The 13,479-nt window shown below is 55.6% G+C and carries 11 protein-coding genes and 1 pseudogene; 4 read left to right on the forward strand and 8 right to left on the reverse strand.

The features are described 5' to 3' along the window. The first annotated feature begins 329 nt into the window (after positions 1–329). The 3 genes from ACN0SY_RS19315 (at position 330) to ACN0SY_RS19325 (ending at position 3,743) form a co-directional block, all read left to right on the forward strand. Positions 330–1,526, forward strand: coding sequence for a glycosyltransferase (locus ACN0SY_RS19315; protein WP_417690100.1), 1,197 nt, complete (start codon positions 330–332; stop codon positions 1,524–1,526). Next, positions 1,523–2,620, forward strand: coding sequence for a glycosyltransferase family 4 protein (locus ACN0SY_RS19320; protein ID WP_417690102.1), 1,098 nt, complete (start codon positions 1,523–1,525; stop codon positions 2,618–2,620). Before ACN0SY_RS19315 ends, ACN0SY_RS19320 begins: the two co-directional genes overlap by 4 nt. Positions 2,621–2,735: 115 nt before the next feature. After that, positions 2,736–3,743 carry a sulfotransferase family protein gene (locus ACN0SY_RS19325; RefSeq protein WP_417690104.1) on the forward strand — a complete coding sequence of 336 codons (1,008 nt, stop codon included), beginning with the start codon at positions 2,736–2,738 and terminating at the stop codon, positions 3,741–3,743. A gap of 32 nt (positions 3,744–3,775) precedes the next feature. Here the strand turns inward: ACN0SY_RS19325 and ACN0SY_RS19330 are convergent, their stop codons facing one another. From ACN0SY_RS19330 to ACN0SY_RS19365, 8 genes and pseudogenes are all read right to left on the reverse strand, one after another. Beyond that, positions 3,776–4,597 (reverse strand): sulfotransferase domain-containing protein, encoded by an 822-nt coding sequence (locus tag ACN0SY_RS19330; RefSeq protein ID WP_417690106.1) that lies wholly within the window; start codon positions 4,595–4,597, stop codon positions 3,776–3,778. A gap of 173 nt (positions 4,598–4,770) precedes the next feature. Continuing rightward, positions 4,771–6,234, reverse strand: coding sequence for an oligosaccharide flippase family protein (locus ACN0SY_RS19335; RefSeq protein WP_417690108.1), 1,464 nt, complete (start codon positions 6,232–6,234; stop codon positions 4,771–4,773). 183 nt (positions 6,235–6,417) lie between these two features. Further along, entirely contained in the window at positions 6,418–8,334 is a 1,917-nt protein-coding gene (locus ACN0SY_RS19340) for an acyltransferase family protein (RefSeq protein ID WP_417690110.1), read from the reverse strand. A 362-nt stretch (positions 8,335–8,696) separates the two neighbouring features. Then, positions 8,697–8,916: pseudogene (locus tag ACN0SY_RS19345) on the reverse strand (integrase core domain-containing protein); the annotation flags it as partial. Positions 8,917–9,088: 172 nt separating this feature from the next. Further along, positions 9,089–9,826, reverse strand: a complete 738-nt coding sequence (locus tag ACN0SY_RS19350; RefSeq protein WP_417690112.1) for a sulfotransferase domain-containing protein — start codon at positions 9,824–9,826, stop codon at positions 9,089–9,091. Between the two features lie 10 nt (positions 9,827–9,836). Continuing rightward, positions 9,837–10,886 (reverse strand): NAD-dependent epimerase/dehydratase family protein, encoded by a 1,050-nt coding sequence (locus ACN0SY_RS19355; protein ID WP_417690114.1) that lies wholly within the window; start codon positions 10,884–10,886, stop codon positions 9,837–9,839. A 1-nt stretch (position 10,887) separates the two neighbouring features. Then, on the reverse strand, positions 10,888–12,054 hold the full coding sequence (locus ACN0SY_RS19360) for a nucleotide sugar dehydrogenase (protein WP_417690116.1): 1,167 nt from the start codon (positions 12,052–12,054) through the stop codon (positions 10,888–10,890). Between the two features lie 202 nt (positions 12,055–12,256). Next, positions 12,257–12,958, reverse strand: coding sequence for a sugar transferase (locus ACN0SY_RS19365; protein WP_417690118.1), 702 nt, complete (start codon positions 12,956–12,958; stop codon positions 12,257–12,259). A gap of 318 nt (positions 12,959–13,276) precedes the next feature. Here ACN0SY_RS19365 and ACN0SY_RS19370 point away from each other — a divergent pair. Beyond that, positions 13,277–13,479, forward strand: a 203-nt coding sequence (locus ACN0SY_RS19370) for a transposase (RefSeq protein ID WP_417690120.1), incomplete at its 3' end; no start/stop codon positions are given.

Here is a 13,479-nt window from a genome sequence, read left to right on the forward strand (position 1 = left end):
GCCCGAAAAGGAAGCACGCCGCACCTCGAAGGCATTGACGTTCAGTTCTGTCATGCGGTCACAATTTCCGAGATGGCGTGCTCGTCCTGAAGGGGAAGGCTCACGGCAAGCACTTGTAAAATTCTAGAGGTTGCGTGCGACACAACAGTGCGGCCCCACCCAAGAGAAGAGTACACAATTTTGAGCTGCGACACATGAATGTGCAGCAATACGCCGTGGAAGTCGTTACCGCATGACAACCGTGTTTTTTTTGAACGGCAGCATTTACCCGTGACCGCGATCCGCGCTATCGGATCAATGGCAGCCTTACAGGCGTTGGAGGTTTCATCATGCGCATTATTCATGTTCTGACCCGTTTGCTGCGCGCCGGGTCAGAGGAAAACACGATTGCAACCTGCCTCTGGCAAGCTGATCACGGACATGACGTGATCCTGCTCCATGGCCCAGATCCCGATCCCCACTGGCTGGACCACCACGGAGACCGTATCCATTTCATGGAAATTCCAGAATTGGTCCACCCTATCAATCCTTTGCGAGACTACCGCGCCGTAAAGACCTTGCAAAGACTGTTCTCCGAAATCCGTCCTGACGTGATCCACACGCATCAGAGCAAAGCAGGAATTATCGGTCGCTTGGCATCGGCGACAGTCCCGTGTGCGCTGGTCGTCCATGGTATTCACATCATTCCGTTCGACGGCGTCGGTCGGCTAAAGCGCGCCTTCTATATCTCCGCCGAGAAATTCGCTGCGCGATACACGGACTTGTTCATCGCCGTCTCCCGCAGTGTCGGGCAGACTTATACTGACGTCGGAATCTGCCGACATGTCGAACCGGTCTACTCCGGAATGCCGCTGGAGCGGTTCCGGTCGGCAGTGTTGCCTGCAGACTGGCGTCATCTTTTGGGTGTCGAGCCGGCGTCGCCATCTCGCCCCCAGGTTGTGCTAATGTTAGCCGCTTATGAGCCGCGCAAGCGGCATATCGAGTTTTTGAGGGCCTTTTCCGAAATCCTTCCGGACATCCCGGATGTACGGATTCTGTTCGCGGGAAAAGGACCCGTGGAGAACAAAGTTCGGGCTGCCGTGGAAGAACTCGGGCTAGCACCCAACGTTACTTTCTGCGGCTTTCGTAGCGATCCCGAGGCGCTAATCTCCTTGGCCGATATCTGCATTCTGACATCGGAACGAGAAGGTTTGCCACGGGTGGTGGTACAATATCTAGCATCCGGAAAGCCCGTCATCGTCGCGGATCTTCCTGGCATCGAGGAAATCGTTCAGAATGGTGTGAATGGCCTGATCTCAGACCCCGACGATATGAGCGACACAGCCAAAAAGATCCGCGACCTCCTCAAGGACCGGTCAGCGCTGGCCTCTCTGGCCGATGGCGCAAAACGCAGCGACGTTTCAGAGTGGGACCTTCAACGCCTTGGGGCTCGTACGACCGAATTGTACTTGGCCGCAATGGCGCACCTACCCGAGAGTCGTCGCCGCGCGCCAGAAGTGCTCCAATCGAAGTCTTCTTCATCATGAACCTTCACATAAACGGCCGCTTCCTCGTGCAACCCATCTCAGGGGTGCAGCGCTACGCCCGGGAGATTCTAGCCGCACTTGATCTGCGCCTCAGCGGGGATCCCACATTGGCGCAGCGTCTTGGACCAATACACGTCTGGTATCCGGAAGGCAGCAGCCTCGTTTCGCCGCCAGACTGGCAGGTGCTGCAAATCACACCGCTCCCAGGAGGCACCGGGCATGCCTGGGAACAGTTCAGTCTGGGAAAGGTTGCGCGCAATGGCGTGCTGGCCAGTCTCTGCGGTTCAGGTCCGCTGATCTGTCGTCGACAACTTGTGGTCATACATGATGCCAATATCTGGACATTTCCCGAGGCATTCTCGCGGAGCTACCGGCTATTCCACAAGATGATGAGACCGCTGCTGGCCCGGAGGGTAACGCATCTGGCAACGGTCAGTCAGTTCTCGGCCGGTGAACTCGCGCGGTGCCTGAGAGTGCCCGAGCATCGGTTCGATGTCATCCACAACAGCGCAGAGCACATGATCGCTGCGCCAACGGATGAGGGCACCCTAACACGATATGGCCTGGTTCCTCAGAGCTATTTCTTTGCCGCCGGGAACCAGAGTCCGAACAAGAATATTGCGCGCTTAGTGGACGCATTGGGTGTAATCTCTGGGGATACCCCGCCACTGGTGGTGGCGGGCGGCTTCGCGCCCGGCGTGGCCCAAGAGAAGATTACAGATTCGGGCCGTATCCGGCTGCTAGGAAGGGTTTCGGATGCCGAACTCAAAGCGCTTTATGCCTGCGCCACCGCCTTCTTGTGGCCATCACTCTATGAAGGGTTCGGGATCCCGCCTCTCGAAGCGATGATCCTCGGAACACCGGTACTATCTTCCTCGACCACGGCAATGCCTGAGGTTCTGGGAGACAGCGTATTGTACTTCGACCCGCTGAACATCGAAGATATTAGCGCTGCAATTTCACAGTTCATAGCGATGCCGCCCAAAGCGCGGGAGACGTTGGCACAAGCTGGAAAGAAGAGGGCGCAACACTACACTTGGACTGCAAGTGCAAATGCCCTTTTGAAGGTTCTCGAGGAGGCCGCATTGGCTTGAACGGCTGGCTCGAGCACAAAATGGGATGCGTGCTCTGACCCATCCGCAATACGATACCTTACCACAGCAGCATCCAGACTGGGACTAGAACAGAAACCGAGAAGAGGCCTCTATCATGCCGAACGTACCGACGCCGGGCAAAAATGCCAGAACCGCAGAGAAAGATCCAATCCTGATTGTCGGTTGCCAACGCTCGGGGACAACCTTGCTGCGGACGATCCTCAACACCCATGAGCAGATCGCAATCGGATATGAATGTGACTATTTTGAGGTTCTCGCAAAGACATTCGGAGATACGATCGATATTTGGACACATGTGGATCGTTATTTGGATGATCTTTTTTCGGTAAACAGGTTTGAATTCTGGAACCTCACCCGCGACGAGGTCTATGCCGCCTTCGAGGCTGCGCAGAAGCCGATCTCCTACCCCAAATCGATCAGGCTGATCTGTAATGCGTACTGTCACAAACACAAACCCGGCGCCATTCTTTGCGGTGTGAAGAACCCTAATTCGATCGAACGGCTCGGACAATTCTTCGAGATATTCCCAGTCGGTCGCGCAGTTCATATTATCCGGGATCCGCGAGCAAGTTTCGCTTCGGAGAAGAAAAAACTCACCAAACGAGACGGCCGGTTCAATTCTTTTCTCAACACGATCCGCGTCGCCCTACGCTGGAACCGGGCCGTCAAGGCGCAAGATGCCTTCGAAGGGGATTCTCGTGTATTTCCAATTTCATATTGGGATCTTATTGTGAATACTGAGCAGGTCCTACGAACCCTCTGCACTTGGCTGGAGGTCCCATTTGATCCAAATATCCTTGAATACTACAAGACAGCAGACACCCCGGAAAAGGAGCTCTGGCAACACTCACTTACCCGCCAACCACCAAGCAAAGAGCGTCTGTCAGCCTATCTGGAAGAGTTGACGCCAGTCGAAATCGCCTGCATCAACTTCCTGTGCCGCGATCACATCAAGAAGTATTCGGACGGGCAGCGCACGGACTACCGCATGCGCCGCATCCTACCTGCATTATCCATCGGATGGGCGCAATGGTTCATGTCCGGCGTCCCAAGAAAAATCGCATTTCTCTGGCATGAAGCCTTCAGGAGGAGAGCAAGCTGATCCGGCAAGGCGACCAGAAAGACCAGTTTGGCTCAGAGGTATTGCATCCCTTTCCAGGTCGCCTTGGCAGAAGGAATCAGCGCCGAGACGTACGCGTAGGTCTCGGCGTAAAATTGCGCGCATTCCCTTTTCGCAGATTCTTCGATTTCGTAAGATTTTCGCGCCACATTCGCCTTCCGGTCAAGTAGTTCGGGCCTTGGCGGCATTTCAAGAAAGTCGGCGAGCTGTTGTAGGCCATCCCCCTTGAAGATATCCTCATAGAGGAATGCGCCGAATTTTTCTTTTCCAAAGGCACTCAACGCATTTTTTATAGTAATGTCGTATCTAGTTCGAAACATGCAGCTTTCAGACTTGAAATATTCCCTGAAGGATTCGTTCACTTCCTTTCCGCGTGGGGCACCCTGACGAACTTCCCTGGATACAGATCTCGACCTGTTGTGGCCAAACCCAGAAACGCAGCGGGCGACGGGATCCCTCATGAGGAATACGCACTGGAGTAATATGTTTCTTTTTGCGAACTCATCATTTATTCGGATTAGCGTGCCCTGGGAAAGCCCACTATAAGCAGGGGTAATGTCGACCGCAATTCCACCGTGCTTCAGAAGATTTGTGAAGTAATCAAAGTAGAAATAATCCGATTTTTCCATTCTCCACAAATACAGGCGAGAAAGATTAAAGGCATTTGTCAACCTCCTTCTTTTCTCATGAAATTCCGAAATCTCTCTGTGATTCCAAACATGAAGCTCTTTCGGCTTCACTGGGCCACGTCGAAACCTATAGTCCTTGGATATATACTCATACAACCAAGTTGTCCCAGATTTCTGAGCACCAATTCCAAGTACAAACTTTTGCATTCCGTCACTTCCCAAATTTTTGAGATTTCTGTTCATATTTCGACCTTATTCACAAAAGTCGGATGATATTTTCGCCAAATCGCGCAACGACCTATTATCAAAATTTTGGTCTAAGATAATGAATCCCAGGAGCTTTGGCGCGAAACTCTTATTCCATATGAAACAGCATACCACTAGCGCATGTGCTCGACGAACTCCCGCCAGGCGGCGGGGACTAGCAACTTGAGAAGCACGGCATAGAGACTGAGCGCCGTCAGAATTCCGCCCATGTAGACCCACCGAAACGCACTACTCTGTGGCGACCAGAAGAGATGGATTCCCGTGAGGGGCACAAGGGCCAGAAGGCCCGCGAGATAGGGATAAGCGACCGGAAGGACCAAGTCCTTCGGAGCGCGGTTGAAAGCCGGCCCAAGACACGTATAATAGTAGATCAGGTTCGCGTACGATGCCGCAACAAAGCTCAGAACAACTGCCTCGGTGGATATGAACAGCGATGGCAGTCCCAGTATTGCGGTACCGCAGAGTGTCCAAAGAGCCCGCCAGAACGTGACTTTGGAATGCCCGATCACGGTCGCGGCCTGTGTCAGGATGGTCACGCTCGTAATGTTCAACCCGAGTAGACAAAGGAGTTGCAGCGGCAAGACGCTGTGGGCTGCGTTTTCAGGGCCAATAATCCAGGTGAGTGTGGGCCGCGAAATTATCATTGTCCCCAGATAGAATGGTGCTGAGATTATGCCAGCCATCTGGAGAGCTCGGATGACGGTCGTGGCAGAAAGTGCACCCTTCCGATCAACCTCCCGTGAAAACAACGGAAGGATCAGGAACCGGATTGGGGCGAGGCAGAGCGCGTCGAGGATCTGGTAGACCCGTTGGGCAATCTGGAAGGCGCCGGAGGCCTCAAAACCGATGACTAGGCCGATGGCAAACTGCATCATCGGACGTGTGGACGATGCCAGTAGTGCGCGTCCGGAGATCGAAGACATCTGCGGCAACTGCTCCCGAATATGGGGCCATCTCGGTCTGCCTTTGGGCAGCCAACGGGCAGCAATGATCGAAATGACGCTGCTTGCAACCGCATTTAAGACTGTAAACCCAACCAAGGCCCAGCCCCCGTACCCCTTCATGGCCAGCATAAAAGTGATCATGGCCGCCACGGCCTGCACAAAAAGCGTTCGTATTGCAAGCGCCTTGATTTGCAGTTTTTTCTGCATGATCCCTTCGGGCACACTACTTAACCCGAAGGCGATCAGGACCGGAATCATCGCGTAGATCATCCAAGTCACGCCTTGGCTGTTTTCGCTGAAAATCTGCAATACAGCCGCGATCCCTACAAGGACCATCGACGCAATCACTGTTATGCCCATGGAAAGCCAAAAGAGCGCCGAGAAGACCTCTTCCTGGTCCCTTGCGCTGCCCACTGAATTGCCGCGCATGGCGACAACGACGCAGTTAGAAACCCCAGCTTTGTGCAGAACCTGCAGCCAGCGGATCGGAGCATAGGCCATACCGAAAGCGCCGATCTGCTCGATCGTCAGGAAGCGAGCGATGGCAAAGAAGACAAGAGCATTTCCGCCGAAGCGCGAAAACTGCAATAGAACCGACCAGAAAGCCGGGCCTTTCAGTTTGAATTTTGCCATGATTCAAGCCGCTCCTTTTCTGGAGGCTCTATCAGGCACCGGTGGAAAAGCCTTTGCACCTAGACGTGTTATTAGCATGATCCGTGTCTCTATAAGGCGGTGGTGATCAATCGATATACTAACGAAAGAAACCGCCGATTTACGCGCCGCATACCGCGACAGGCACCAGTACAGCCCCATTTTCTACAAGGATGGGAAGAGGTCTTTGGCAATCAGGCGGGCGCCAGCCATACTGACGTGGGTGGGGTTGAAATAGAGCACGTCGCCGGATTTCAAGATTGGGCAAAAGTCGTCATTGCACAGAGACATGCTCGGCTCGTAGATACGGACGCTTTCGTGCCGGGCCATCAGTTTTGCAAGTTCGCGCGTCCAAGGCATAGCTTCTCTGTCCACCTCGGATCGCGCGCGGCCGATGCTAGATGCGTTTTTTCCCGCATTCACCGCATAGCCTGCCAAAGAAGCCGCATCCATGTTGATGTTTGGGATCTGCGCCAATATAATAACTCTCTTTCCCGCGGCCTGCAATGTTCCCAAGATGGTTTCGTATGTGGTGGCGAAATCACCGGCTTCGACAATTCCCTGTTCAATATAGCGCACCGCATTCGCTACCAAGATGACGTCTTTCACACGGTCATCTGCGGCAATGTTCCGGAGAATCTCCTCGTTCACCTGCTCACAATCCGGACGATCCGGAAACCGGATACCGACGGAGGGAGGACAGGCTGAAGCCGTCACTTGCCGAACGGAACGCCCTACCCGTCCGAGAACATCGCCAAGCGCCCGAGACAGTTCCACACCGTGGCTGTCTCCCCACACCACAACGCGGGGAGCAATATCTGCAGCGCCAAGAACGCAGGTCTCACCATAGGACCGAACTTGTCCCGGCTCACGATGACATCGCTTGCGGTCCGGACTGAAATTGTCAGAGCCAGAAAACATCTGGAGGGCCTCGGGAGAGAACCGCGTCGGGAATCCCTTCTTTTGCCATACGCCACCTGCCATCAGGCAGGTGGCGAGCATCCCTGCCACCCCCAGCCTAAGGAACGGCAGGGCTGTCAGCCTATAATGGGAAAAAGTCTGTTCGACCAACCGATAACTTGCGACCGCAAGCAGCACCGACAAGGCCATAGCTGAAAGCGTCATAACAGGAGACAGATGTCCAGGCTGAATGGTGATCCTCAGATAGGCAAGCACGGGCCAGTGCCAGAGGTAGAGCGAATAGGAAATCGCACCGAAGAAACGGAACGGGGACGTCGAAATAACCCGTCCTGCAGCACTTTCCCCAGTTCGACCCGCGTATAGCACCAGCCCCGCTCCGAGGGTTGGCAGAACCGCGTTGTAGCCCGGAAAGGGCGAAGTCGGCGTGAGCACATAAAGTGAGGCGGCGATCATGCCTAGGCCGAGCGTCGCTATGCCACCGCGCAGAGACTGATTTTCCATGAACTTCGGCATCGGTGATATTGCGAGAATGCTGCCTGTCAGCAATTCATACATCCGGAACGGCGTCAGGAAATATGCGCCCATATCGGAGCCGGAGCCGGGCAAGAATTTTTCGCTCAGGAGGAGCGACACCGCAAAGCTCAGAACAAGCAATGGCATAAGTAGAGTGCGGACGTAGCGCATCACCACCCATAGGGTGATCGGGAATACCAAATAGAACTGTTCCTCGACTGAGAGCGACCACGTGTGCAGCAGTGGCCTCAGTTCGGCCGCCCGGCTGAAATAATCGCTAGTCTGCCAGAATTCGATATTTGAGACGAAGAGCGTCGACGAAACCGTCGTACGGGCCAACTCGCGGTATGCCTCAGGTGATAAGACAAACGCCCCCATGGCAAGCGTACTCGACAATACCAAAAAGAGCGCCGGAAATATCCGTCGGATTCTCTTCCGGTAAAAGTCGGTCAGCGAGTAATCACCCTCGACAATATCTCTGTAAAGTATCCCGGTAATCAGAAACCCCGAGATAACGAAGAAAATGTCTACCCCCACAAACCCGCCAGGCATGAGGTCGGGGAAAGCGTGGAAGAAGACGACCGATCCCACGGCTATTGCCCTCAGTCCTTGGATGTCCTGACGGTATCTGTCATTCACGCTAGACATTGCTTCTCAACACTATTCTGACTGGTTCCTGAATACTCGACACCGGCCCCCCAGCTCTGCGACAGACGCATGTTCTCGCTGTCAAAGTCTTACTTTCACCAGATGGATTAGATGAGGCCTTAACAAATCGCCAGCACCGATTTCGCTCTCGCTGTTCATCGGGAAATATTCCGGTTCAGCCGACCATAAAATCGGCAATCCTAGCATCCTCGCTTGCAGGATTTACCTGCCCTCGCGAGGTCCTTGTCCAAAACGAGAGCCTGCAGGTGGCTGTCCCCTAACCTTGGACAACCGGAAGCTGGATTTTTCCGGCTGTCTCCCGATGACGGGCAGATGAGGCCATCGAAATAATGCATGGCAATCGGGATGTAGTATCCGATTGCACTGCGGGATCGGTCTTCGTTGTAGTGTCGACGGCGATCTTTCAGTTTTTCGCGGGTGTCCGCAAGCCTCATAAACCAACGGACATTCCGGCAATTCTGTCCAGAGCTTACCGTTGAATGCTTCGATGAAGCAGTTGTCCGTTGGCTTTCCGGCCCGTAACAACTCCAGTGTGACGTCGTTGGCATAGGCCCAGAGGTCATCTATACACCATGATCGCGCAGTAAGTTAACTTCCCTACCAGGTCGAGAAGAAGCACTTCAGAGAGGATATGGCCGACAAGAGCCATAGAAGGCGCAACGGCGCACATGTACTGTACGCCTATCAGTTTCTGCCCCATGCTTGACGACATAGCATTCTCCCGGTAGCTACGTCACACACAGGTGGACAGGGATTGGACGTATCGATAGAGTGCGATATCGGGGGCGCAAAGCTCCTCTATTCTGAGGCGAAGATTGGTCGCGATGTCACGTGCCTGACTAGGAGTTTTCCCTGGGCGCCTGTTGCGCTCCCAGTTCAGCAGGGGGCGGCCCACTAGCTTGCGCAGACCCTTACGGAACGCCGCTGTGCGCGACAGGTCTCCGATTAGGTCGAAACGGTCGAGATTGCTCTGTGCAGTATTCATTACACTATCGAAATCGTTGGTGATATGCTGGTAGGAGCCCCCAAAATAGAGAAGGTAGGTCGAGCCGAACCGCTTCGCGCTATCGCTTTCCAAGAAAGCCTCAAGCGTGCTTGGGCGATCTCTGTCCGGGTGATTTCTCTGGACATAGGCGTAGTGCGATAGGAACCGTGCGACCGGTTCCCGCAGGAGCGTAACGATCTTGCGCTCCGGATCCAGCGCCCCGTGCAACCCGGCGGAATAATGTACATGCGCCGAGATACATTGCACACGCTTCAGCATGAGTTCGCCCAGCATTATCTTGCGGATTTCGTATTCCCGTAGAATCTTTTCTACGCCCTCCGCGTCCGGGTAGAGAGCTTCCCTGATCCTGCGGGAGGTCTCGAGCCTGATAGTCGCCTGAGAGTTCAGGTATGCTAGACGCACCGCAGATCCGAAACTAGTCCCACCGCACTTTGGTACGTGGATGTAAAGCAGGTGTGGAGCCATGTCCGTCTCCTTATCCTTGCACTGCGGACGCCTTCAAAACGCCTGCCTCGTTCGGGTGATAATATTCGCGGTACCATTTCACGAAGCGCGACACGCCCTCTCCGACCGAGGTCGATGGACGGTATCCCGTCAGGGTTTTCAGCAATTCCGCATCAGCCCAAGTAGCAGGCACATCTCCAGGCTGCATCGGCATAAGATTGCGTTCGGCGTGCAGTCCCGTCGCTGCTTCAATCGCCTCAATGAAATCGGTCAGTTGGACCGCGTCGGAGTTGCCGATGTTGACCACCCTGTGCGGCGCCACGGGCGACAGGCTGTCAATGTCCGACACGGTGCCGTCCGCGGGGCGTACGGGCACAACGTCCATCAGTAGGCGGATCGCCTGCACGAGGTCGTCGATATAGGTGAAGTCGCGCTTCATGTCGCCGTGGTTGTAGACGTCGATGGACTCTCCCCCGAGGATCGCCTTGGTGAACTTGAACAGCGCCATGTCGGGCCTTCCCCAAGGCCCGTAGACGGTGAAGAACCGGAACATCGTCACCGGCAGCCCGAACAGGTGCGAATAGGAATGCGCCACGTTCTCGGTGGCCTTCTTGGTCGCCGCGTAGAACGACATCTGGTGCTCGGCGCGGTCGGTCTCGCGGTAGGGCATCTCGGTATTGGCGCCGTAGGCCGAGGAGGTTGAGGCCAGCAGCATGTGCTTCGGCGGGAAGGCCCGCGCCGCCTCGAGGATCTCGAAGGTGCCGACGATGTTGCCCTCGAGATAGGAACGCGGGTTCTCGATCGAATAGCGCACCCCTGCCTGCGCCGCGAGGTGGATGACGTAATCCGGGCGATGCTCGTCGAACAGGCCCCTCACCCGGCCCGGATCCTCGACCCGGCCGGTGATCTGGGTGAAGGCGTTGGAGGGGCCGAGCTGCGCCAGCCGCGCCTCCTTGAGGGTCACGTCGTAATAGTCGGTCATCGCATCCAGCCCGACGACCCGGAACCCGTCCGCCAAGAGGCGGCGGCAGAGGTGGAACCCGATGAAGCCCGCGGAGCCGGTGACGAGGACCGTCTGCATCTCAGTCTCCGCCGAACAGGTCGCGGGTGAAGACCTTGTCCGCCACGCCGCGGATGTCATCCGTGAGGCGGTTGGCGACGATGAGATCGGCCTCGGCCTTGAAGGTGTCGAGATCGCGGATTACCCGCGAGCGGAAGAAATGATCGTCCTCGAGTACCGGCTCGTAGACGATGACCTCGACCCCCTTGGCCTTGAGCCGCTTCATGATCCCCTGGATCGAACTTTGTCGGAAGTTGTCCGACCCCGCCTTCATCACCAGTCGGTAGATGCCGACGATCTTCGGCCCCCGCATCAGGATCTGGTCGCTGAGGTAATCCTTGCGGGTGCGGTTGGCGTCGACGATGGCGCGGATCAGGTTCTGCGGCACGTGGCTGTAATTCGCCAGCAGCTGCTTGGTGTCCTTGGGCAGGCAGTAGCCGCCGTAGCCGAAGGAAGGATTGTTGTAATGCCCGCCGATGCGCGGGTCGAGGCTAATGCCATCGATGATCTGCCGCGTGTCCATACCGCCGGCCATGGCATAGCTGTCGAGCTCATTGAAGAAGGCCACCCGCATGGCGAGGTAGGTGTTGGCAAAGAGCTTGATCGCCTCCGCCTCATCCGGGTCGGTGAACAAGATCTGAGTGTCCTTGGTCTCCGCGCCTTCGAGCAGCAGGTCGGCGAAGGTGCCGGCGCGGTCAGACTTCTCGCCCACGATGATCCGGCTGGGGTGGAGGTTGTCGTAGAGCGCCTTGCCCTCGCGCAGGAACTCAGGCGAGAAGATCACCTGATCCGTCTTCATCTCGCGCCGGATGTGGCGAACGTAGCCTACCGGGATGGTGGATTTGATGACGATGGTGGCGCTCGGGTTCACCGCCATCACCTCGGCGATCACCGCCTCGACGCTGGAGGTGTCAAAGTAATTGGACTTAGCGTCGTAGTTGGTCGGCGTGGCGACGATGACGAATTCCGTATCCGCATAGGCTGCGGCGGCATCCGTGGTCGCGGTTAATGCCAGGTCGCGGTTGGCAAGGAAATCCTCGAGCTCGGCATCGACGATGGGGCATCGCCCGTCGTTCACCGTCCGCACGCGGTCTTCGGAGATGTCGACGGCGGTGACCTCGTTGTGCTGCGCCAGCAGCACGGCGTTCGACAGGCCTACATAGCCCAATCCTGCGACGGCGATCTTCATGTCGCTGCCCTTCTCAATTCTACAAGAACTCTATAGTCGTGCAACTTGCCCATCTCCTCTTGGGTACCCTGCGCATACAGGACCTACAAGATGTGGCGCATGCGTCCCACTTGGGATCTTCGTCGCTGGGTGACCACCTCCACCCTACTGTTCATCAGCTCTTCATGCTTGCTGAGATGATGATGCCGGGCATTGGGGCCAGTTACCTTCCAGTCCGATCTAGAACCGCGTTGAATGTCCCCGCAATGATTTTCAGATCGGTCCACAAGGACATTTTCTTTACATAATCGACATCAAACCGAACGCGTTCCGCATAGGTGATATCGTTGCGCCCGGAAATTTGCCACAGGCCGGTCACCCCAGGTCGAACAGATGCGTAAACAGCACGGTGAGAGCCGTACTTGTGCATTTCCGTGCGTACAATTGGACGAGGGCCGACGAGGCTCATGTCCCCTTTGAACACATTCCACAACTGCGGCAGTTCATCGAGGCTAGTACGCCGCAAGAAACAGCCGAGGTGTGTGATCCTGGGGTCATCGCTCAATTTGTGATCCCGTGCCCATTCCCTTGCAGCACCAGAATCAGAAGCCAAATGATCGCGCAGACGCAACTCAGCATCGACAACCATTGTCCGAACCTTCCAGCATCGAAACACCTTTCCATGCATACCTATCCGGCGATGGCCGAAGAACAGAGGCCCTCCGTCTCCGGTAATCCACATCATGAACGCAACGACAATGATGATTGCCAAAGCCAATGGCGCCAAAATCACGACACCAGAAATATCCAGAAGACGCTTTCCAACAGAAGAGTATGAAAAAGGCGATGCGTTTCTTGAGCGTGTAGACTGGGGCACTGGCTCACCGCTCAGAACCCTGTCATCAATGGCATGAAAATCTTTCAACTATACTCTCCAAAATATAGGAAGGTAGCTCAGCGATCCACCAGATCGCCAATCAGCTGTTCGCCTTCGATGGTATTCTGCTTCGGCGGTAGGCTGACGTTTCGTTAGCATCGCCTGTAGGCAATCAAAAGTCAAAAGCGCAAAATTTGCTGCGGTGCACACATGACGCTCGCAACTTACGCATGTTTGGCCCCTGCAGATAGCTGATCACGCACTGCTTGATTTTTCTGGCGGGATCGATTCTTGTGCGCCAGATAAATGAGGTGCCCCAAGATTTGTAGACGCTTTGCCTCCTTACTTTGAGCCGAGGAGGCGACCATGGGGACAAGCAACTACAGCGACGAGTTCAAGCGGGACGCGGTGCATCAGATCACGGTGCGCGGATATCCGGTTCGGGAGGTGTCCCGACGCTTGGGGGTCAGCAAGTATTCTCTCTACAAGTGGGTGAAGCTGTTCGGGGAGCCCTCGCCGAAGCCGGGCGTGGACCACGAGGCTGAGAACCGGCGCCTGAAGCGCGAGCT

Source organism: Roseibium sp., assembly GCF_048261595.1.
Classification (GTDB): domain Bacteria; phylum Pseudomonadota; class Alphaproteobacteria; order Rhizobiales; family Stappiaceae; genus Roseibium.